The sequence below is a fragment of the Burkholderia sp. genome (assembly GCF_018375725.1).
GTDB lineage: Bacteria > Pseudomonadota > Gammaproteobacteria > Burkholderiales > Burkholderiaceae > Burkholderia.
Genome location: NZ_JAHACR010000001.1, coordinates 18,546 through 40,031 on the forward strand (window position 1 = coordinate 18,546; position 21,486 = coordinate 40,031).

Genomic DNA, 21,486 nt, shown 5'->3' on the forward strand with positions numbered 1-21,486 from the left:
GAGTTCGGTACCGGAATCAGGGCATTGAAATGGATGTGTCGTCCATCATGGAAGCAACACTACTTGGACTGCTGACAGGCGGATGCAGCGTGATGCTTGCGGGTTGGTTGCCGCGCTTTCTCGAAGCACACTACAGCCTCGACGAGGACCGGATCGGCGCAGGCTTGGGCGAGTTCATGAGCGCGCTCGCCGGCATGAAGCCGGCCAGCAATGAGGTCGCGTGGATCACGGGCAGCGTGGTGTGCTTGCTCTTGGGTGCGGCCGGCTTCTATGCTGAGTTGGAGTGGGGCACGACGAGCCAGGCTGGCGCGTTCATCCTCTTCGCCGGTGCGCTGGCTTCGGCTGCGCTTATCGACCTCGAGCACGAGATTATTCCCGACATTCTCATCATCCCGTTGCTCTGGGCCGGCCTGATCTTCAACGCGTCGGGGATGTTCGCGCCATTGTCGTCGGCCGTGTTCGGCGCGGCGGCGGGCTATTGCTCAATGTGGTTGCTGAACTTCCTCTTCCAGATCGTCGCTGGGCAATCCGGCATGTACGGCGGGGACTTCAAGATGTTCGCGGCAATCGGCGCGTGGGCAGGACTTAGTGCGCTGGTGCCGACGTTGATCATTGCCCTCGTTGTTTTTGCGCTCACGGCCGGCGTGCGAGTGATGACGAAAAGCACAAACAGGGAAACGCCCTTCGGACCATATCTCGCAATTGGCGGCGCGGTTTCGCTGGGCCTCGGAGAAAGTACGAGATTCTTCATTCACCTGTTGCGGTAGCACTCTTACCTCTTCTAGAATGACACCAGTTTCTCGACTGGAAGCAGTACTTTCCACGTCGAAAATCGCAGCTGGGCGTAACTAGCCACGACGGTCATCCGTCATTTTCCAACCCGGGTGGGATCCTTGATCCCGCAGCGGGGCATGGATTCTGCCATCGTTTCATCAGGAGAATCCATGCAAGTCAGTACCGAAATTTCGCAGTCTCAATCCCTTCCGCCGGTGATCGCTGGCGACGTTCAGTCGTCGTCGAGTATCGTGGAGGTCGTGGAACGGGATGTATGTGCGCCCGAGTATGAGAATCTGGTGGTTCGTATTGGAGACGTACGTGTGGTCTACAACCCGCGGACGTACTTCGAGCCGAAGGCAATGGCTGAGCTGGCCGCCTCGATGCGGGCTCAGGGCCTCTTGCAACCACTCCTGGTTCGCAAGATGGACGATCACTACGAGCTCATCGCCGGCGAAAGACGTTTGCGCGCGGCGCACGAGGTGTACGGGCCGGACGGCGTCATTCCTGTCCTCTCCCGGTACATGACCGATGAGCAAGCGGCTCTAGCGGCCGTCACCGAGAACATCCAGCGGGAGGACATGTCCCCCACTGAAGAATCGGCAGGCGCGCTGCAGGCGATGGCCCTCTACGGGGGCGATCGCGACGAGGTCGCGCGACGCATCGGCTGGTCGCGTTCGAAGCTGGATAGCCGCCTGGCTCTCCAGAACTGCATTCCTGCGGTCCAGACTGCGTTGAACGAGCGAAAGATCATGCTCGGGCACGCGGAGCTCCTGGCGGCCGTGGTGAAGAAGGTTCAGGCGGAGATCCTGCCGATGATCATCGAGCGCAACATCTCGGTGGCTGATCTGAAGGCAGAAATCGCGGCGCAAGCCTTGCGTCTCGACACCGCCCGCTTCGACAAGACCGAGTGCCTCACCTGTCATCACAACTCGTCCAATCAGCGAACGCTGTTCGCTGAAGCGATCGACGACGCGCGATGCACGCAGAAATCGTGCTTCGACGCGAAGAACGACGCGCTGATCGAGTCGGTGAAGAAGAGCCTCGAGGGGCAATACCAGCGCATCCAGGTGGTGCGCCCGGGGGACAACCTCACGGTTATTGCTCTGAAGCCGGATGGCGATACGGGCGTTGGCGCCGAACAAGCAGAGGCCTGCAAGGGCTGCGCGAACTTCGGCGTGCTCATATCGGCCACGCCGGGCAAGGTCGGCCTTTCCTATCCGAACTACTGCATGGATGTCGCGTGCAACAAGGAGAAGAACGCTGCCTATCTGGCCACGATCAATCCGCCGGCAGCAAAGGCGGGTTCGACCGGTGGGTCGGGTAAGAAGGCGGCGGGTCAGCCAGCCAGCAAGGGTTCGTCTGCCGGCAAGTCGGCGTCGAGCGCCAAGCCTGCCGTTTCCGCCGAGTCCAATCGCGTGAAGGAGTATCGCGAGAAGACGTGGCGTGAAGTGGTTCGCACGGTGATGGTTCGTAGTCCGGCCAAGACCGAACTGCTGATCATCACGTTGGCGTCGATGGGGCTGTTGCGCCACATCGACACCACGGCGCTGGCCGAGCAGATCGAGAAGGCTGGCGGGAAGCCGGTTGGCGCCGGTATCGGTCTGTTTGACAGTTTGACAGTCGTGGCCGGCCTCGAGGAAACGCCGCGAGGCCGTATCCTCGATCTCGTCGCATCGTCGGTCGTGGGCGATATCCAGATGCGGGATGTCAAGGATCTCGCGACGTTCCTCGATGTCGATCTTGCCGCTCATTGGCAAGTCTGCTCGGGTCTGCTGGATGTCATGACCAAAGCCGAAATCGAGGCCCTGTGTCAGGAAATCGGTCTGAAGGAATTCCTCGGCAAACAGTTCGCCAAGATCATGTCGGGCAAGCGCGACGAGATGATCAAGGGGCTGCTCAAGGCTGAAGGATTCGAGTTCCGCGGCAGGATTCCTGCCGTCATGCTGCTGAAGTAAGCAGCCGTCGTCTGTTCGCTGGCCGTCGTTCTGGTGGCCAGTATCCATCTTTCCGTTCGCGGGTGCTGTCCCTTGCGGGGCAGGCATTCGCATTTTCATTCCAGGAGTTCTTATGTCCACGCTGTTCAAGCAGTTGCACGCTCTCGTCTGTCAATCGGACGGCGGTCTCATGATGTCGATCGTTGCAGGCAAGGCTGGGAAGATGACGGTAGCAGTCATGCCGAAGTCGAACCAGAAGGAAGCGAGTGAAAGTGGGCTTCTGACGCCGCTTGCGCTGACCGGCACGCCGGAAGAGCTTGATGCGGAGTTCGTTCGCTGTCTGGGCGAGTTCACTGGCCAGCGTCAGTCGCTCGTCGATCAGCTCGCGGCGACCACCGCGGCGCTGGAGGCAGCGAAGGGCAAGGCAGTGGCCAAGGGTAAGCCTGCTGGCAAACCGGCGGCGCTGCCGGCGCCGACAGCGCAAGCTGGTGTCACGTCTGCGTCCGATCTGATCGACGCGGACGAGGAGTCGGATGAACCGGGTAATGCTGCCACCGAGGCAGCTCAATCGGGTTCGACCGGCAGTCTGTTCGGTAACGCGGCGCTCGTGGGCTAAGGGGAGACGGACATGGCATTGGAAGTCTCTCTGATCAAGCGTGTCTTCATGTACCACGGCACGCAGTTCGCAGATCCTGGTCCGTCGTTGTCGATCCAGCAGGTTCAGGATGTGCTTTCCATGGCACACCCGGACATTGCAACGGCTGAGTTCGAGCAGAGCGAGGTCCGTCAGGATGGCACCGTCGTCTACAACGTCCGCCGCAAGGTGGGTCAAAAGGGCTGACCATGAAACCGGTGATGTTTGACGCCTGGCTTGCCAGGGCAAACGGCTCATCGGTGGAAGTGGTCAAGGGGGCATCGGGTTCGGAAGATCCCGGTGCCCCTACGCCTATCCCACTTGAGGAGGTCTACGGATGCGCATGCATTCTGAAATCCATGATCGATCGATCGCAGCAGGATCAGCCGGCCGGCCGATTAAGTCTGATGCCGTTGGATCTGCCCATTCTTGGATGAGGTTGCCGGTGCTCGATCGGGATATCCCGGTCGAGCAAAACAGCCAGCGAAGTCTTTGCTGGCTGGAGGCCGCCAAATCCCTGCATGCGTGCGGACTGGTCGTCCCATCGGACATCGAAGGTTGGAACTCGCCGGGCAAGGTAGTCGAATCGGCGCTGTCCCGATGGTTTGCGAAACGGACGGACGGGGTAGCGGCGCTTGAGCTCGATATCTGCTTTGCTTCGGCCACCAACATGGTCGATGAGGGCTCGATGGAAGAGCCTGAAGAGGACGAGCTCAACGATCTTGGCGTATGGGTCGAAGTGTCTCGTGACCAGCCGAATTTCCGGAGTCTGCGACGCGGATTTCTGGAGTTGGAGGGGATCGCGGAAGGCCTCGGTATTGCCGCGACCACGATTCTTTCGCTGGCTGGGCACATGATCGGCTTTACCTTCGATCATGATTACGTGACCCATTCTGCAGGGTTGCACATCTACGGCTGGGAAGATTGCTGGCCGGATGGCACCTACGATCCGTCCGAGTTCGGACCGGAAAACGAGGATGGTTCCAGCGAGTACTTCGCCTATACAAGGCCGGCATTCGACCGGGACTGCCCGCGACGGGAACTGCTTCGGCACCCACCGATTCGCGACATGGAGAAGTTCATTCTTGCCGTCGCGAAGCACAACGCGGAGATGGCGCCAGTACTGGAGGACGTGGTTCGACTCGTGAAGGCGAGGCGGCATCGCGATGCGATGTGGCCCACGCTGAGCGGGACTGACTACAACTCCATGATTCCGGCGTTTTCGCTCGCCTGGGATGCACCGGGCGAGGCAAAAGATGGGAAAGAGGACAACATTTACCGTGTCTGGGACGACTACGCCAACATGCTCCGCAACGGGGGTGAAGGGTGGGCGTACGGCCTCGGCTCGGAAGTGTTGGCCTGTCGAACCCCGGAGCTTCTACGGGGGACTTTGAAACGTTGGGATAGTCGTCTTCGACTGCTGAGGGCGACTGATCGCCTGCTGCATTCGATGACGGATCCCGTTATCTACGGTGGGTGACATGATCAATACGCAAGTTGTTGGTTCCGGGTCGTCGTTGAAGCTGGAACACGCCATCCTCCTTTACTCACGTTCCGGGCATCCGGGAAGTGCTTCGGGGAATGGCTTTGTCACGATCAATCCTGTCCGGATTGAGAAGGGAAACGCAGTGATCGGTCCCGGGCAGCCGGCAAGCCGGGCGGCACTGGTCGACGCACTTGATCGGCTTGCAGAACGGGAGCAGACACGAGCGCTGTTTCACCCGCGCCTGCTTGGCCGTGGGGCGGACTATGCAGTCTGGTACGTCCCGCCCGGAAAGCGCCACCTTGCCTTCAATCACCCCTCCGTGGGGGGAAAGAAGGCTGGGACGTGCGCGTTACCGGGCCTGGTGTTCTTCCTCGTACGCGACGATTGGTACGTGTTCGCATACCGGGGAAAGCGACGTCCGTCCGCGCGGACGCCGCTCTACCGCACGCCGTTTTACAACGTGTGGCAGGAGGGGCGGATCTGCGTCGGTAACATCGATCTCCCGAAGCAGGGGACATCGGCGCCGCTGGAGCAATGGGAGGACGCGTTTTTCGGAACGTGGTTCACACACCCGAACATTCCGGAGGCGCAGCTCCTGCGCAAGGGGGAGAACTGCGGGAAGCTGTGGAAGGCACTCCTTGCGGGAAAGCATGAGACGTTTCCGTCGGGGTTTCTGGCACGGACGGGCATGCGACTCGAGGACGCGTTCGGGAAGCTGGTTGGAGGGGGTGTCTGATGGATCACCGTGACATGTTTCTCCAAACCACATTCCCGACGATCCCGGTGCCGCGGTTTGGCCCGCTCGAGGAGCTGGCGTCGAACGGACACCGGTTCCTTGTCGGAAGCAACGGCGTGGCGCTGGAAGTCCGCCGGCCATGGCTGTACATGCGGCAGATCGCGATGAAGAACGAAAGCGGTCTTGCGCTCCCGTATGGCCGTATGTCGGAGGTGTTCGAACTCCGCTGTGGCCCGATTCCACGAGAGTTGCTCTTGGAGTTTGCCAGCCAGGCGAAGGCAGGGGGTGAGATCGAAACGGCCGCGTGGATCACGTGGCGTGAGAGCACCCGTTCCTTCGTCTTTCGACGACTCAGTGAGCGGACTGCGTCCGCGCACTCCGTAGTTGTGGACCGGCCGGAACTGGACGCGGACGAGCACCTGGTTGTGGACCTCCATAGCCACGGTCACGCGGACGCGTTTTTCAGTCCAACGGACAACGAAGACGATCAGGGGGAGGTCAAATTCTCCGTGGTTGTCGGCTCTTGTCACCGTGATCGGCCGGAGGCGTTTGACGTCGTCGCGCGGCTTTGTGCGCTGGGATTGATAGTCCCTGCGAATGAGGCGTTCTCCTTGAAGGAGGTGCAGCATGCAGCGTGAGCACATGGTCCATTCTTCGCTTCTGAAGAGCGAGCCCCATATCGTGGTGATTGGTGCCGGCGGTAATGGCAGTGCGATGCTGGCTTCGCTTGCGACGCTCAATCATGCGATGCAGGAACTCGGTCACCCGGGTTTGCGCGTGACGGCCGTCGACGGCGACACTGTATCCCCTTCCAACGTTGGGCGGCAGGGGTTCTATCCGTGTGATGTGGGCCAGTTCAAAACCGATGTTCTGATCCAGCGGATCAACATGGGGTTTGGCACGCGATGGTCTTCCATGCCAACCATGTTCACCGGGAATGATTCCGGGGAGCTGGACGCTGACATGGTGATTTCCTGTGTGGATTCGCGCCGCGCAAGAAGTGTTATCGCCAAGTCCTTTCAGCAAGGGTACTACGTGGATCTGGGCAACAACGCGGCGACTGGGCAGGTGGTCATCGGGGAGTTCGGAGCGCGTCGTGGGAACGACTTTCGTCTGCCCCATGCCGTCGATCTCTTTCCTGAGATTGCCGATACCTCGCTTCCAGAGGACGATCAGCCATCGTGTTCGATGGCTGAAGCGCTCGAGCGGCAAAACCTGTTCATCAACCGGATGATCGCGGGTTGGGCGGCCGAGTTGCTATGGCAGATGTTTCGTAACGGCAAGTTGAACTTCCACGGCAATTTCGTCAATCTGGTCTCGGGGCGTGTTGCGCCGATCCCGGTCGACGAAGAGGTGTGGTCGAGGATGGGATACAAAGCCTGACGAGAGAAGCATCACGCAGTTCCGAAGCCCCGGCCCTTCCATTACGGAAGAGCCGGGGCTTTTTTTTGGTTCTTCGGGGATTTCCGGGGAGGCTGCATGTGGACAGGCTGTAGTTCGGTGCAGCCGAATAGCCGTCGATGAACAGGTGAGGATGAGCGGCGCCCTTTCGGGGCGACTGACTAACGGCAGCCCGAGTCGGTCGGCCACGCCGATCGCGATGCGGCCGGCGTGTCGGCGTGGTACCGTCGCCAAGTGAGAAACACACCGACGACCCACTCGAATGGAAACACCAGAAGACGCAAAAGCCGCCGGCGAAAGGCTGAGAGAGATACTCCTCCACGTCGCTATGGCGTACGAGGATGCCGCCTCCATGCTTGATGCTGGATCCGCGCGGGAGAGGCTCGCCGCCCACGTCGAACAGACGATCGAATTCGTGCGCGAGAAGATCCTGCCAACGTATAGCGGGAAAAAACTGCTGTTGTACGACGAGGGACGGGCGGTTCGCAGCTTCGATTTCGAGTGGACGCGCCTATGGGAAAAGGCGATCACCCTTTATTTGAGAAGCGCCGGGAGACTTTCCGGGCCTGACGTCGAAACGTATCTCTCAGATCCGGCACATGCGAGCATCTTGAAGGAATTGCAGAACGACTTGCGAGCGCAAATCGAGACCTTCACAGTTCCGCTGCTGGAGGACTTCGAGACACCCGGCGACGACTTTCTCCTTTATACCTATACGCGGATGGTCGCTACCGACGAGAAGACCACGATTGACGATATCGCCGGTGCGGGATTGACGCCCCCTGAACGAATCGAAGCATTTTTCGGGATGTTCGGGCTTCTCATCGAGGCCACGCGCGCCAAACAGCAAGGCGCCATGGACCGCGCTTACTCATTCCTCCTTGATGCCAGTCACATGATTGGCATGCATGAGAGCGCGCGGTATGTAATGAAGTTCTCGCCGGAAGTAGCGAAAAAACGTCGGGCGCAGCTCAATTCCGAGAAAAGTCGGGAACAAGTCAAGAAGGCCAAGCTCCGCGTGTGCGAACTGTTCAATGAGCTTCGCCCGACCAGCGCAGACGGCAAGCCTCAACGCTGGAAGAAGGCGAATGACGCGGCCCACGCGGTATGGGGCGCGCTTGAAAAAGAGGCCTACGCCGATGGCGGGCGAGCCCCGGACATCAGTGACCGCACCGTCCTGTCGCTGTGCCAGAAGCTGCACAAACGTGACAAGAACGGTGGGGTGTTTCATATCCGGGTCGAAGTAGTAGAGCGGTTGCCGGACGGTACGGAGGGCAAAGTGGTGAGCGATTAGTCGCTCTCGCCACCGCAAGGCACGTCCGAGATATCGAGGTACCAGTTGCCCACGGTGACGCCGCCGACCTGCCTGTCCGGCTCGTACTGCGCCGGGTTCAAGGTGGCATGGAAGCCGTGGCGCGTCATCGTGTTGAGGGCGCGGCGATCGGGTTCGCCGTCCGCCGTGCGAGCGTACTCGTAAACGACGGCCGCGGCGTGGCGAACCAGCTGCGCGTGCTCCGCGGACAGATACGGCAAGACGCTGTCGCCGTTGATCGGGTCGCCCTCATTGTCGGTGTAGGGGCGCGGGATATGGGCGAGCGGGGCGAGGGCGTCAATGACGTCTCGAATGGTAGGGCGGTCAAACATGACTGGCTCCCGTGTTGGGTTGAGGGTTGAACACGGAAGAGATAATGTCGACCCCGGGCCCAAATTGCGATCGGTTTGCTAGCAGAATGACTTTTTGGCTGCTGCGTCGGGCAACTTGCTGCCTCACCAATGAGGCGCCGAGCGCGTTTCGCGCATGGGCTCCTGCCGCGTGCACTCGATCTCCGAAGTGGTAGCGAGGTTGTTTCGTCGAACGTATACTCGCGAGCTTGGGAGGAAGAGGTCAAATATGCGGCGCATTGCAGTATGTCAGTCGAGCGTTCATGGACGCGGGGTATTCGCCCTGCGTGATATCCCGTCAGGCGAACGGATCATCGAATACAAGGGGCGGGTCATGTCGTGGCGGTCCGCGATCGCGGGACACCAGAAGCTGGCGTGCGAGGATGGTCACACGTTCTTTTTCGGGCTGACCGATGGCCGGGTCATCGATGGCGGCGCGGGCGGCAACAGCGCCCGATGGATCAATCATGCCTGCACGCCGAATTGCATCGCCGAGGAAGATGAGGGCCGCGTGTTCATCTTCGCGAGCCATGCGATCCGAGCTGGCGACGAGATATCGATCGACTATCAGTTGAGCGTCGACGGCCGGCATACAGCCGCGGTACGGGCCACCTATGCCTGCCGCTGCCAGTCCCTGCAATGCCGCGGGACCATGCTGGCGCGATAGAGCCGCTCAGGCCGCCGTCCGCTCGATGCGGGGAGGAAGTGCCGGCATCTCGCGTGTCCTGGTCAGATCCCATTCCCAAATTTCGACGCCATTCTGCCGGTAGATGTGCTGCTTTTCACGCTTGCGGACGTCGTATTCCTCGCGACCCTCCACGCCGTACACTTCCATGTAGCAGCGACGCGATGCCGTGTCGTAAAGGATGAAGTCGGCCAAAACCTTCCCGTCCAGCGAGTCGGTGCCGGTCTCGATCTTGACCGGCTTGGAGAAATCGCGGTTCGCCATCACGAGCGCATCGGCAACGACTTCCTCATAGGACGAGTCGACCGGAATGAAGCGGCTCGACACGCGCATCAATCCAGCATCGAGTAGCTGGAGATGACCGCGTGGCGTGCCCTCGACGTGGAATATGCCGATCACATGGCCGTGCTCCGCGTTCAGTGTGTTGAGCACCCGGCCGAACCTGCGCTGCAGACGCTGCATGAGGGACGCCTTGCAGTAGACGGGTTGGGCGATGTGGCCAAGCTGAATCTGGTAACTGTCGAACTGTGACTCTTTCACGCCGCGTAGTGGGGCGATGATGAACAGCGTCTCGCGCACTGCTGACGCAGCTTTTCCCGCGGCAATCCGGTTCTGAGCGTCGATAAACTGACGCGCGCTCGTGAAGAGTGGCTCCTGACGCGCGGTGAACTCGGCCTTGTTCCTGTCGGCGGCTGCCGGCGTGTAACGAGGCGGGATGTAGAGCACGTCGGCGAGAGGTCGCTTTCCGATCTGGCCGTCCTCAACCTTGACCATGAGCTCGTACCGGACACGGCCCCAATCGCGGTTCCATCCCGCTCTCCAGCGGTGCAGCCCGGTCTCGTTCCAGAGATACTGCAGCATGGCGAGCAGCGTAGCGCCGCGCGTCGATTCAGATGGACGGGGCGATGCTTCGATCGCGTCCTTCTTTCGGACAACGGTGTCGACCTTCAGGGACACGGAAAACTGCGGCGTGATCCGGAATGTCCCGTCAGCGCCTTCCTCGAAGCACGACTTGCTCTCGGATGATTTACCGGACTCGTCCTCCGGCTCCTTGAAGAACGGACAGTCAATATCGTGCGCCTCTCCGCCTTCTGGCCAGCCGGCGAGGAAGAATGCAGCCGCGGTGCCGGCGTGGGACTTCCGGCGGATGACAAGTCGCTGGGGAGTGGAGGAATTGCAGAGACACCAGGCGTGGCCGGGTTCGACCCGCGCCTGCTCAAAATCGCGGGAATAGGACGCGGGTGCCTCGCGCACAGCCGAAAGTCGGACGCGCCGCGAGGCAATGCGAACATCGGGATCTAAGGACATACCTCCTCCTGCCAGCCTAGAAGGCTGTTAGCCAGTCATACCGGACGTGCACTGGCAGGCAGAGAGGACGCGCGAAGCGCCCAATCGGTCAAGCCAGAGGCACGTGTGCGTTGGGATCGTATTCGCGAGCGAAATAGTTCTCGATATCCTGAACCGGCGTGCCGTACGGGAACGTCCGGGTGATGAAGCGCATGTCATCTTCGAAGGCGAGGCAATACGCGCCTTCGGCCAAAATGGTGGTCGAGTTTTCGTTCAGGCTGAACGTCAGGTCGATCGCATACACAATGCGACCCTGCGAGCGGACGTGCTTGATGAGGCCGATGGCGGTCGAGTTTTCGCGCAGAACGCTGAAGCCCCGTGCCTTAAACGGCGCGCAGTGATCGACGTCGCGCTGTGGCTGAGCCAGGTGCTGACCCGGCAGTGCCCCCAGAGCCGGCACCGGTTGCGGTCGAATTGACGCCTGACCGTTGCGCAGAGTATTGAGAGACTCGGATCGTGCAGCCTTGAGAGCGGGCAAGTTCGACGGTTTCTTCGTCGGGAGCTGTGCCTTCGCGAGTGAAGATGACGACGTGAGTGCTTTTCTTGATGAGTTGCAGTACAGCATCTTGGTCCAGTCCTTTATTCGAGTTCGTTCCTACGTAATGCACTGGGAACAGCTTTTCAGCTGCCCAACGATGGACCCCCGAGTCCATCTTTCGACCCGCAAACGCAACGTACTGACAATCCTGGCGGTTGCCGATCAAGCGCTCAAGCGTAGCTTGAACGTGTGCAGACGGCGCCGCCTCAGAACCAAGTGCTAGCAATCTGAATGGTTCGTCAATTTCGCGTCGTACAGCTACCAACTCATTTTTGACGAACGCGTCAGGAATTCCCCAATTCCGGCATGCGTTCGTCAAGCCAAACGGCTCGACCAGTTCGCGCAGAAGATCTGGATGTCCATCGAGAGCGTAAAGCAATGCACTGCGAAAGACCCGGCCACGCACCTGCTTCCAGTCGCTGCGCCATGTATCGGGCAAGCGCTTGAGCATCTTCCGCAGCTCGCGGATGGTGGGCACCGCCAGAATTTCCTGTCGAACTTGTTCGTCGACGCCCCGCCACTTCTCGCTCTCCCAATAGTGAAAGATCGAGCGATACCCCTCGCGACAGTTAGAGGTGGTATCGAGCAAGCCCATGAAGAAAAGCTCTGACGTAATCATGGAGTCGATTGTGTCAGGCACCGGACTTCGGAGAAACGTCGAAATGATGGCCATGTGGGGGGGTATTCCCGCGACCTTACCCTCGACCCTTTGAGTCGGCGGTTCATCTGAATGATGCCTATGCCCTACAGGGAGTTAACGGCAGGCTCTTCAATTTCTTGATGAAAAAAACAATCAGTCGCAACGATTCTTTGAGGGTAGCGCTGTGCGAAGCAGGTTCCTGCCAGGAATTGAATCTCCGGATGCGGTTGCATACCCAACAATCGAGGAAAAACGAGGGATTTGCTCGTGTTTCCCGTGCTCTTCGATGAATAAAGTTCTCGTTAGGAAATTGAAAGAGTGGGTTTCAGGTAACTGTTTCCTGTTGCACCTGCCAAGCGCTTCCCAGTGGTTCACGAGGTTGGCGATGATGACGCCCTTCGCGCTGTTGAAGGCACAGATGGCGCGAGGGATGGACCGGTTGATGACGCTTTTACTCCGGCCCAACCTACGAATCGCCCACCTTTGCGAACAAGGCCATCAAGGGTGTATGGAGGGCGATCTTTAGAGTGGTTCGGCGGCTGCGGAGGCGGAGAGAACCTCCAATCCGATTCGTTGACGATAGTTGGCACCGTGCGGTATCCTTCTGCCATCTCAAGTGGTATTTCCACTTTGATACTAGCTAGGGTTGCTAGCCGAAACCGTGGTAGTTCTGCGGTTGACCTGAATATCTTGCCGGGGCGCGTGTCGTATGTGGTTGTAACCTCAACGGCTCTGCGTTCTACTCACCCAAGCGGGGAAGTCATTCCCCGCGCAGGGACTGGTTTCTTCGCGTCTATCTGGAGAAACCATGTCATCCTCCCAGCGTCCTTCGCTCACCAAGTTCAAGCCGCTGTGCCCCCGTACCGGGCGCGTCAATCGTACCGATATCCAGTCGATGATCGACGAGCTGTCCGGTTGGTTGGCGCTTTATCCGAAGCGTGCCGACTACGTGTGGCATCCTGGCGTCCCTCAGACCCGGAAAAGTCTGGCGCGAGCCAAGCGACGCTTGCGTCATCTCAAGCGTGCGTTTAAGACCGCCCCGTTCGAAATCAATCAACGTGGCAATCGCGTGGACCGTGCGTTCCGCCAAACCGGTAGCTACGAGCTGGCGAGCGCGCTTTCCGCACTGGGGTTTCAGCAATACCCGACGGATCAGGACGCCGCGTGGTTTGGCGTCTGGATCAACCTCTCGGACCGCAAGGTTTTCACGTTCGCTGAGGGCGACTGCATCACGGTCACGTGCGCGACCCATTCGAGTTTCGTTGCGGAACTCGAGTATCTGAAGTCGTGCTACGGCCCGCCGAAAGCGTTCATGTGGACACTGGATCACGACGGCACCGTTAAGCGATACGTCGAAGCGATGCCGGCGGTCGAACTGCTCGAAGCGGCTTGATGCCCTGTTGTAGTCACCTGTTGCTCAGAAACTGAGTTTTTGTGATGCGAACCCGATCGGGTTCGCCAATGATCTTTCCTCAAGGACCATTGGCGAACCGGATCTACTGGCCTAAGCCGGTATCTGGGGCCTCATTTTTGGACGCTCTGTCCGAAATGCGAGCTGACGCTTTCAGAAAATCCCCACGGGAGATCCATTTCCCGTGCGGGGAGTGGGTCTGCCTGTGGAGTCATCACAGGAGGATCAATTTCATGCTGTTTCAAGACGTCCATAGCGCGGCTAAGCGTGCGGATGACGAAGGGGAGACCCTCGTTATGGGCTTCAAGTTCGGTAAGGTGATCGGAGATCAGGGCATCGTTAAGCCGGAAGGCGACTTCCTGCGATTCCACTATGTGGAAGACCTGGAGGCAAGCCTCCAAAGCTCGATCTTGCTCGATGAGGGCAAGTTCACGAGCGGCGGTTTCGCGAAAATGGTCCCGACGTCTCCGTTTGCTGGCTACTTCAAGGAGGCTCAATGCCTGTAGCTCAAGCAGTTGTTAAACCCAGGACGAAGCTGTCCGGCTACAAAGCCGAACTGCAACGTCGTGATCCCGCGGTACGGAGAGACTTCTTTCCGGCGACGACCGTGGCGATGAGCGTGCCGAACTACGACCCCGATCCGTACTACGCGACGATCAGCAAGGACTTCGGCAAGCAGTACGAGAAGGTGCATCGCAAGATCGAACGGGAAGCTCGTGCCGCAGCCCGCGCTGAGAAGGCTGCGGTGAAGGCGCTGGAACTGGCGAAGGCGCAAGCGAAAGCCAACGGCCAAGCGATGCCGGAGGTTCGCTCGCAAGAACCTGCTCCGGAGCGTCAGACCGCTGAAATCCATGCATTCATCGCGCCGGAGGAATGCGCCTTTGCCGCTCCGTGGGAGGACGTTCCACCCCTCTCGGAAGAAGAAGCTCGTCGTTTCGCTGCACGATGAGCGCCGCTCCGATGTCTCATTGGGGCGGCCGCATCAAGCAAGGTATCGCGACACTAAAGGCTCGACCTCTCCTGCTCGTTGAGTGGGGCGCGGCGATCTCCGGTGTAGTGGGATCGGAAGTGTTGGCACAGAAGACGGATTACTCGCCGTACGGCTGGTTGATCTGGATTCTGTCCAATGTTCTCTGGATCACGTTCGCGATCAAGCGGCGGGCCTTCGGCCTGTTGGCGATGCAGGTTTTCTACACCGGCATCTGTATTCAAGGTGCCATGAACTGGCTGCATTGATAGCTTTAACCCTTGCGGGGACCTGCTCCTCGCAAAGGGGCAGGTCTTCGCACTCCCTGGAGGTGTGTATGGATCTGAATCTGGTTTGGGGTTGGCTGACGGCGTTCGGTTTCCCCATCGTTCTCGCGATCGCATCGGTATGCGAGGGCATGATGAAACCCAAGCTGTAAAACACTCACATGTTCTGTCTGGGGCCGACGTTGTCAGCCCTTATTTTTTGGAGATTCGGAGATGTCCGACATTTTTCAAACGTACTTTGCGTTCATCCTGGCCAGCCTCGGCTATCCGGTCGACGATATTCGCTGGAGTCTCGGCTACTGCCAGGGTGACGGCATGCGTTTCACCGGATGCGTCGATGCGAAGGTTGTGGCGCGTCGCCTGCTGGCCGACAAGCCGGTCTTCATGGGTCTGGTGTTCAGCGCGGTGGGAAAGGGCGAGCGGATCAACATCACCGCGAGCGAACATCGCTATGTTCACGAGCACACGATGACGGCCGATCGTAGCTACGACACCGACTTGACGCTGGCAGAAGACAAGGCGATGTCGCTGCTGCTGTCGCTCGTCGAGGAGGACATCGTCAGCATTTCGCAACGACTCAGGGATGACGGCTATTCGTGCATCGAAGCTGCACCGAGCGACGTCAGCGTTGTTGTCGATCGCACGTTCGGTGACTTCGGATTGAGAGTCAGCGTCCAACAGGAAGAGGCGCAGTATCTTGCCGACAGCGGCGACCGGCTTTACGACCTCCTCGACATGATCGAGGTCGCCAAAGGCCGGCAAGGCGCAGTGATGGTCTCCGTTCAGATCAAACACGACGGGGAAGAGGTCGGTTCGCCGCAACTGGGTGGATTTTCCTTCACGGGCGACTGGCATGCGCTGCCCAGTCAACGAGACTTCCGAAGCTACGTGCGCGAGCTGCTGGGCGGCGCGTGTGCGGAAGTGCGGGAGATTCTCGGCATGGAAAAGCGGGGGCATCAGACCGCATTGATCATGGCGGCGTAAGCTGTTCGTCGACCCTTGGTCAGGAAGGATGTTTCCGGCAGTTCAAAAGCCACCCTCGAACCGGGGTGGCTTTTTTATTTTCCGCAACAGAAACGGAAACAGGCCGCACATTGAACATGTTTCGAGATAGCTGAGAAGCGTTCCCGGTGCGAATATCCTGGCAGGATCCTGCCAACGAGCAGGACAAATTCAATGTACGGCCATGGATCACGCCAAATATATGACGACGGCTCTACGTTCCCAGGTGGATGCAGCAACGCTCATTCGGAAGGGCTTCAGCGAGGAGGATCTGGCGCGCTGGCCGCAGAAATCCTTGCCTCAATTCATGCTCGAGGACATGGCAGACCAGGAACTGGACCTCCTGGGAATCAAGCGAGGGCATCGGGTGTACCAGCAGAGACGAAAGAGCATGCTTGAAGAGTTGAGTCAGCCCCTTCCGACAATCGAACTGTCCTGGGGAAGAATCATCGCGCGTTACGACGATTCGGATTCCCCCCTCTCGTTCTCTCTGGTGTTTGCTTTCAATTCGCCCGACGGCTTTCCCAACCGTCAACGCCCCGGCCTTGGAAGCGAGTGTGATATCGAAGCGATCCAGTTCGCGATCGGGAAGGTTCTCGAAACGAAGTTCGCCGATATCGAGCGTGCAGGAGCCGAACTAACCGACAGCTACGTGGCAGGTGAAATTCTCAAGTTCGAGGTTCTGGACGCGTCTCGGGCGAATTTCAAGGTGCTGAGCGAAAGCATCGCCGACTTCGTCGAGCATTACGACATGGTCGGCATGCTGGCCGACGAGTCCGTTGTTGTGCACGGGAACGAGGCATCTGCGCGGCGCTACGTTGCTCACGGGTGGGTGGCGTAAGCCGGCAAGGCGGATTCATAGCGAGAATCCCAGTACGGCACCAGTGATTACGGGCGCTTGTTTTTCATTGGTCGTTCAGCATCATTCGTTGACGGCGTGTCACGCCCAGGCACGCAAGGATTAATTCACATTGTGAAGGAACCAAGGTATGCGCGGGAAAGTGAAGGTCGTCTGGGTGGCGACCGCTATCGCGATGATGTCGTTGCTTACGGCATGCGGTCCGGATCCGTCCATTCAGCTTCGCGCCAATGCCGAGGCCGCCGTCAAGCGTCAAATGGGCAAAGATGTCGACCCGGTCAAGAGCTTCACAGGCATTCGCATCGCGCGTGAATCCGTTGCGGAGCAGTGCGACGACTACAACGGGATCTATCACTTCTCGATGCAGAAGGCGTGCTCGGAAGAGCTGGAGTTGATGAAAGCTGCCGCAATTGGCCCGCTCCAGGACGCACTCCTTGCCGGGAACGTCGGCGCCGGCCGAATCGCCTTCGTGGCGCTGTCAGCCAATGCAACCGATGATCTCAGCGAGGATATCCGGAACATCATCGCGCGGCCGGAGGTGGCTACAAGCATCGTCTCGACGGCCGGCTCGCTAGACGGGCAAGTGACGGACCAAGCGAGGACGTATGAGATGCTTGCGGCGGCCGTGCTGGTCGCGGGCCAGGGCGTGCCGGCGGATCGCGTGCGCGGCGTGCAACTCTACGACGCAGCGTGGTCGGCCGGCGAGACCTCGGCCGCAGCGATGCTCGCGAATGCGTACGTGCAGGGCAGGGACAGCGTGAACGCGTACCTCTGGAGCCTTCGCTGTACGGACGCCTGCCAAGCCGGACTGACGCCCGAAGCCGCAAGGGTTGTGCTGGAGAGAACGCTTGATCCGCAAACCGTCCGCAACATTCAGCAGAAGGCAAAGGACCAAACCGTCTTGAACCTGTAACCGGCTAACCGGCAGGAGGCGGGGATTTTTGTTACGAAATTTGAGTGGGTTATATACGCATAGGCGATTAAAATCCACGAGAATGCGAATCTGCGATTCGCCAAACCCCGTCTGCAAGAAGAGGGCCGAGGAGGGCTCGAACATGGCAGAGCCGACAGTCAACTGGGATAGCGTGAATCCCGCCGCGTTCGTCGAATGGCAACGAGAGCTCGTCGACGGCCGTGGGAACCCCTTCAGTTCGCAGACGCTGAAGCAGCGTGCCTCGATGTACGGCAAGTTCCTGAAATTCCTCTACGGTCGGGACGAACCGGCCTCCGTTCTGTCGGTCGGCCCCGACGAGATACAGTTGTTTCTGTCGACGCTGGCAGGGAAGCGTGAAGCTGGCGAGGGCAACGCGACCAGAAAGGTAGCGGCTGAGCGCGGTACCGCGCAGAGGTACGTTCGGTTGATCAACGACGTGTTCGAGCACCTGGTTGATCTGGGCCTTCGAGAGGCCAATCCCGCGGCCGCGTTGCTGGCCGAATTCAGCAAGCGCACTGGAGATCGGTCAGAAGGCAAGCTTCCCGAGTGCCTCGATTCGATGCAAGATGCTCGCTTGCGCGAGAGAATCCTTTCGATGCCAACGAACACTTGGACTGGATGCCGAAACAGGGCAATGCTGGCTCTTTTCTCTGGGGCAGGCCTCACGCTGTTCGAAGGCATCCACATCGAACTCGAAAAGGTTGAGATCACGAACGAGCGGCTGGTCACGCCAGGTACGGCGAGTGGTTCGCGCCGTGCTCACGTTGTGCCCCTCGCCAGATTGTGTGTCGAGCCTCTGACGACGTGGATCCGATGCCTTGAAGAACGGGGCGGAGAGTGGCGCTACCTGTTTCCATCAAGCGCGGGCGGCGGCGATCCCGTGCCGTCAGATGAGCCCTTGGCCGAGAACAGCGTGTACTCACTGATCAGCGCCGCGCTCGAGGCGGTCGGATTCGACGGACAGGACAAGGGCGCTGCGGTGCTTCGCAACACCTATGCTTTGCGGAATCTCATGGCTGGCACGAACCAGAACGATCTCCGCTCATGGATGGGTCTCGAAACCGACTACCAACTTTTTCGTATTGCGCGGCTTCGAGGGCTATGGAGTACCGGGGATCGCCGTCCTGTTTGATCATTCAAGAAGACGCATCCTGGCAATTCTCTCAGTGCCGGTCCTCGATTGACAGAATGCTGACTGGCATCAGACAGGCAGTTTTTGTTAATTTTGGTCAAATGCGGACGATGTCTGGGCAAGGACGCCCATAAAAGTCAGACTATCTGCACAATTTTGCTATCCTCTCTGCCATTACCCGGTGGTGCGACCATGCCGTGACGCGAGTCGCGCAGCCGAATTCAATACGTTTTCAACAATATTGAGAGAATGGCTGTGTCGCTAAGCGAAACAATAAGCAGCTTCGCGTCGGGGGCGGTCGACTGGAACCGTCGGCCGATCGCATTGAATTTCGGACGGTTGCAAGGCAGCTTGGGACGCTTGCTTGCGCTTCAGCACGCAAACGTTCGCGAGGGGTTGATGACCGGCATCCGTGGGCATTTAACATGCGTGTCGACGAGACACGATCTGTCGCCGCGTCTATTTATTGGCGTACCCGTCTCGGTGCGACTCGTCACCGACCGCGGCCACCTGCACTTCATCAACGCCATTATCCAGAACGTGCAGATCGGCCAAAGCGATGGCGAACTGTGCGTGTATCAGCTGACCGTGTGCGACGCGCTCTCGCTGATGGACAAGCGCACAAACTCGCGTGTGTTCCGTAAGCAAAGCGTTGTCGACGTCCTAGCGGTGATGTTCAACGAGTGGCGGCAGCGTAGTCCCGCCCTCGCTCGCGCGTTTGAGTTCGACTTGTCCTTTCTGAATCGCGATCGCTACCCGCCCCGCGAATTGACTCGACAGGTGAATGAGTCGGACGCCGCGTTTGTCCGCCGCCTGTTGCGCCGCGAAGGGATCTCGATCTTCGTCAAGGCCGGTGCCGCAAAGGGCGGCTCGAGCACACAAGACGATACACCGGTCCACACCCTGGTGTGCTGCGACAACCCCGACTCGTTGCAGGAAGCACCGGCCGGGACAGTACGCCTCCACCCACGCGATGCCGGCACCGAGGAGCGGGATACCGTCACGTTGTTCGCGATGCACGCACGACTGGTGCCGGGCTCAGCCAGCCGCCCGTCGTGGGACTATAAAAAGGCACGTATTGACGAGTCGACCGTCACCGGGACTGTCGATCAAGGCGAGACTGGCAACGATCTGGCAACGCTCTTGACCGACGTGGCGATCGACATCCCGCACGCTGGGGACTCGTGGGACGATCAAGAGCGCCTCACTCTCTCGAGAATGCTCGCGCATCAGTTCGAAGCCGAGCAGTTCGACGGCGCGAGCGGCATTCGCGACCTCGCCGTCGGGACGTGGATCACACTGACCGGCGATCCCGAACTGGACATGCAGTCGATTGATAAGCGGCAGTTCGTCGTCACGTCAATTCGACACGACGTCTCGAACAACCTGCCGAAAGGGCTGACTGAGCGTGTGCACACGCTGTTCGCAGCAAGCAGGAACCTTGCGTTTCCATCGCCCACACCAGCACTGCAGTCATCCGCCGAATCCGACACGCGCTACGAGAACACGTTCACATGCGTGCGACGCGGCATCCCGATCACGCCGGCGTACGATCCGAAGATCGATCTCCCTCCTGTCCATCTGTTGACTGGCGTCATCGTCACACGCGATGGCGACGAGGTTGTTAGCGACGAGCTCGGTCGGGTCTACGTGCGAATCCACGGCCTGGATCCCGCTGATCACTCACATGCACAGGGAGCCGGCACGAACGACAATGCCGGGGACAGCGCACCGATCCGTGTGGCTTCGAGTTTAGCGGGAACGCAATTCGGCGCGTCGTTCCTTCCGCGCCGCGGAATGGAAGTCCTGCTCGGCGCGATCGGTGGTGATCCCGACCGGTTGGTGATTATCGCAGTCCTTGGAAACGGTGCGAATCCGCCGGCGGCGTTCACCCACACCGGTTCGCTGCCAGGCAATCGGTATGTGTCTGGCATCAAGACAAAGGAAATCAAGGGTCAGCGCTATAACCAGCTGCGGCTCGACGACACGCCGGGCCAAATTTCCAGCCAGCTAGCGAGCGAGCATGCGCATTCGCAGCTGAATCTGGGCTACCTGACGCAGCCGCGCCAGGACGGTCAAGGGAAGGATCGCGGCGAAGGCGCGGAGCTGCGTACCGACGCGGCAGCCGCTCTTCGTGCAGCGCAAGGCATCTTGCTAACGACCTATGCTCGCTCGCAGGCGAGTGGAGGACAGCTTGACCGCGATGAGCTGCTGCAGCTGCTCGGCGAGTGCACCGAATTGTTCAAGTCGCTGGGCGACTATGCGGGCGAGCATGGCGGACAGGTTGCCGATACTGCCGGCCAGCAGGCTATCGCCGCGGCGTTCAAGAACTGGGCGCCCGCCGGCGGTGGATCGCAAACCGGGACCGGCGCCGCGAGCGGCTCGCAGGCGCTGATGGCGTTCGGCGCGCAGGCCGGCTCGGTCGCGATCACACCGAAGACGCACGTGACGTATGCGGGCGAAAACATCGACCAGGTCGCGCAGCAGCACGTGCAACTGACCAGCGGCCAGCGCATCAATCTGCACGGCGGCCGCGGCGTCGCGATGTTCGCCCACAGCGATGGCGTATCAGCGATCGCGAACCAGGGCAGGGTCACGCTGCAGAGCCAGAACGACGACACGCATATTGAGTCTGCGAAAAACATTCAGTTCGCGGCCGCCGACGGCAAGATCACAGGTATGGCGAACGACCAAGTGGTCTTCACGACGTCGGGCGGGGCGTACCTGAAGCTCCACGGCAGCGATATCGAGCTCGGGTGTCCGGGAAAATTCACAGTGAAGTCCGCTGGCCATTCGTGGCAAGGTCCAGCGAGCATGGGCACGGACATGCCAAAGTTTGATCGAGCACCACTAGGGCGTGTGCCGAAACTGGTGCGAGCGTCCGACGGAAATCCGATCGAGGGTTATATGGGCGAGGTGCATTCGGCGTCAGGGGAAATAGCGAAGGAGCAGACGAGCAGCGCCGGCACGATGACCCCAATCGACCATGACCAGTTCGAACAGGTTGTCGTCAAATTCTTCGAGAAAGACGCGTAAGCGCGCGACAAGGTACAG

Annotated in this window: 24 protein-coding genes; 20 read left to right on the plus strand and 4 right to left on the minus strand. The window is 59.7% G+C overall.

All coding sequences use genetic code 11. The features are described 5' to 3' along the window. Positions 1 to 29: 29 nt before the first annotated feature. The 10 genes from KH616_RS00135 to KH616_RS00180 all read left to right on the plus strand — a co-directional run bounded on the left by KH616_RS00135 (position 30) and on the right by KH616_RS00180 (position 8,262). On the plus strand, positions 30 to 767 hold the full coding sequence (locus KH616_RS00135) for an A24 family peptidase (RefSeq protein WP_292232610.1): 738 nt from the start codon (positions 30 to 32) through the stop codon (positions 765 to 767). Positions 768 to 944: 177 nt separating this feature from the next. Beyond that, positions 945 to 2,732, plus strand: a complete 1,788-nt coding sequence (locus KH616_RS00140; RefSeq protein ID WP_292232612.1) for a PRTRC system ParB family protein — start codon at positions 945 to 947, stop codon at positions 2,730 to 2,732. Between the two features lie 112 nt (positions 2,733 to 2,844). After that, positions 2,845 to 3,327 (plus strand): PRTRC system protein E, encoded by a 483-nt coding sequence (locus tag KH616_RS00145; RefSeq protein WP_021158831.1) that lies wholly within the window; start codon positions 2,845 to 2,847, stop codon positions 3,325 to 3,327. A gap of 12 nt (positions 3,328 to 3,339) precedes the next feature. Continuing rightward, positions 3,340 to 3,552, plus strand: a complete 213-nt coding sequence (locus KH616_RS00150) for a PRTRC system protein C (protein ID WP_021158830.1) — start codon at positions 3,340 to 3,342, stop codon at positions 3,550 to 3,552. A 2-nt stretch (positions 3,553 to 3,554) separates the two neighbouring features. Next, positions 3,555 to 3,782, plus strand: coding sequence for a hypothetical protein (locus tag KH616_RS00155; protein ID WP_174924614.1), 228 nt, complete (start codon positions 3,555 to 3,557; stop codon positions 3,780 to 3,782). Next, positions 3,779 to 4,825 (plus strand): hypothetical protein, encoded by a 1,047-nt coding sequence (locus tag KH616_RS00160; RefSeq protein ID WP_292232847.1) that lies wholly within the window; start codon positions 3,779 to 3,781, stop codon positions 4,823 to 4,825. The genes KH616_RS00155 and KH616_RS00160 overlap by 4 nt, the downstream gene beginning before the upstream one ends. Position 4,826: 1 nt before the next feature. Then, positions 4,827 to 5,567 carry a PRTRC system protein B gene (locus tag KH616_RS00165; protein WP_292232615.1) on the plus strand — a complete coding sequence of 247 codons (741 nt, stop codon included), beginning with the start codon at positions 4,827 to 4,829 and terminating at the stop codon, positions 5,565 to 5,567. A gap of 14 nt (positions 5,568 to 5,581) precedes the next feature. Next, on the plus strand, positions 5,582 to 6,205 hold the full coding sequence (locus tag KH616_RS00170; protein ID WP_292232617.1) for a PRTRC system protein A: 624 nt from the start codon (positions 5,582 to 5,584) through the stop codon (positions 6,203 to 6,205). Then, positions 6,195 to 6,950 (plus strand): PRTRC system ThiF family protein, encoded by a 756-nt coding sequence (locus KH616_RS00175; RefSeq protein ID WP_292232619.1) that lies wholly within the window; start codon positions 6,195 to 6,197, stop codon positions 6,948 to 6,950. Before KH616_RS00170 ends, KH616_RS00175 begins: the two co-directional genes overlap by 11 nt. A gap of 280 nt (positions 6,951 to 7,230) precedes the next feature. Continuing rightward, a complete protein-coding gene (locus KH616_RS00180; RefSeq protein ID WP_292232621.1) occupies positions 7,231 to 8,262 on the plus strand; it encodes a hypothetical protein in 1,032 nt (343 codons plus the stop codon). Here KH616_RS00180 and KH616_RS00185 read toward each other — a convergent pair. Continuing rightward, entirely contained in the window at positions 8,259 to 8,612 is a 354-nt protein-coding gene (locus tag KH616_RS00185; protein ID WP_042974353.1) for a hypothetical protein, read from the minus strand. The genes KH616_RS00180 and KH616_RS00185 overlap by 4 nt on opposite strands. Positions 8,613 to 8,859: 247 nt before the next feature. On the opposite strand from KH616_RS00185, the gene KH616_RS00190 reads away from it, so the two are divergent. After that, entirely contained in the window at positions 8,860 to 9,297 is a 438-nt protein-coding gene (locus KH616_RS00190) for an SET domain-containing protein-lysine N-methyltransferase (RefSeq protein ID WP_292232625.1), read from the plus strand. A gap of 6 nt (positions 9,298 to 9,303) precedes the next feature. Here KH616_RS00190 and KH616_RS00195 read toward each other — a convergent pair whose 3' ends face one another. The 3 genes from KH616_RS00195 to KH616_RS00205 all read right to left on the minus strand — a co-directional run bounded on the left by KH616_RS00195 (position 9,304) and on the right by KH616_RS00205 (position 11,873). Continuing rightward, a complete protein-coding gene (locus tag KH616_RS00195) occupies positions 9,304 to 10,623 on the minus strand; it encodes a DUF1173 family protein (RefSeq protein WP_292232627.1) in 1,320 nt (439 codons plus the stop codon). 88 nt (positions 10,624 to 10,711) lie between these two features. After that, positions 10,712 to 10,906, minus strand: a complete 195-nt coding sequence (locus tag KH616_RS00200) for a hypothetical protein (protein ID WP_021158822.1) — start codon at positions 10,904 to 10,906, stop codon at positions 10,712 to 10,714. Between the two features lie 79 nt (positions 10,907 to 10,985). Then, on the minus strand, positions 10,986 to 11,873 hold the full coding sequence (locus tag KH616_RS00205) for a hypothetical protein (protein WP_292232631.1): 888 nt from the start codon (positions 11,871 to 11,873) through the stop codon (positions 10,986 to 10,988). Between the two features lie 775 nt (positions 11,874 to 12,648). Between KH616_RS00205 and KH616_RS00210 the strand changes: the two genes are divergently transcribed. From KH616_RS00210 to KH616_RS00250, 9 genes are all read left to right on the plus strand, one after another. Further along, on the plus strand, positions 12,649 to 13,233 hold the full coding sequence (locus KH616_RS00210; RefSeq protein WP_292232633.1) for a hypothetical protein: 585 nt from the start codon (positions 12,649 to 12,651) through the stop codon (positions 13,231 to 13,233). A gap of 251 nt (positions 13,234 to 13,484) precedes the next feature. Next, complete coding sequence (locus tag KH616_RS00215) at positions 13,485 to 13,757, plus strand: hypothetical protein (RefSeq protein WP_042974625.1); 273 nt, start codon at positions 13,485 to 13,487, stop codon at positions 13,755 to 13,757. After that, entirely contained in the window at positions 13,748 to 14,200 is a 453-nt protein-coding gene (locus KH616_RS00220) for a hypothetical protein (protein ID WP_021158819.1), read from the plus strand. The genes KH616_RS00215 and KH616_RS00220 overlap by 10 nt, the downstream gene beginning before the upstream one ends. Next, positions 14,197 to 14,487: a hypothetical protein gene (locus KH616_RS00225; RefSeq protein ID WP_292232636.1), complete on the plus strand. Its 291-nt coding sequence runs from the start codon at positions 14,197 to 14,199 to the stop codon at positions 14,485 to 14,487. Before KH616_RS00220 ends, KH616_RS00225 begins: the two co-directional genes overlap by 4 nt. A 231-nt stretch (positions 14,488 to 14,718) precedes the next feature. Then, positions 14,719 to 15,489, plus strand: a complete 771-nt coding sequence (locus KH616_RS00230) for a hypothetical protein (protein ID WP_292232638.1) — start codon at positions 14,719 to 14,721, stop codon at positions 15,487 to 15,489. Between the two features lie 202 nt (positions 15,490 to 15,691). After that, the gene (locus KH616_RS00235) at positions 15,692 to 16,348 is read left to right on the plus strand and encodes a hypothetical protein (protein ID WP_292232640.1); all 657 of its coding nucleotides are present in this window, start codon (positions 15,692 to 15,694) and stop codon (positions 16,346 to 16,348) included. Positions 16,349 to 16,496: 148 nt separating this feature from the next. Next, a complete protein-coding gene (locus KH616_RS00240; RefSeq protein ID WP_292232642.1) occupies positions 16,497 to 17,279 on the plus strand; it encodes a hypothetical protein in 783 nt (260 codons plus the stop codon). A 142-nt stretch (positions 17,280 to 17,421) separates the two neighbouring features. Continuing rightward, positions 17,422 to 18,432, plus strand: coding sequence for a site-specific integrase (locus KH616_RS00245; RefSeq protein ID WP_292232644.1), 1,011 nt, complete (start codon positions 17,422 to 17,424; stop codon positions 18,430 to 18,432). Positions 18,433 to 18,681: 249 nt separating this feature from the next. Then, positions 18,682 to 21,468 carry a type VI secretion system Vgr family protein gene (locus tag KH616_RS00250; RefSeq protein ID WP_292232646.1) on the plus strand — a complete coding sequence of 929 codons (2,787 nt, stop codon included), beginning with the start codon at positions 18,682 to 18,684 and terminating at the stop codon, positions 21,466 to 21,468. Positions 21,469 to 21,486 lie beyond the last annotated feature (18 nt).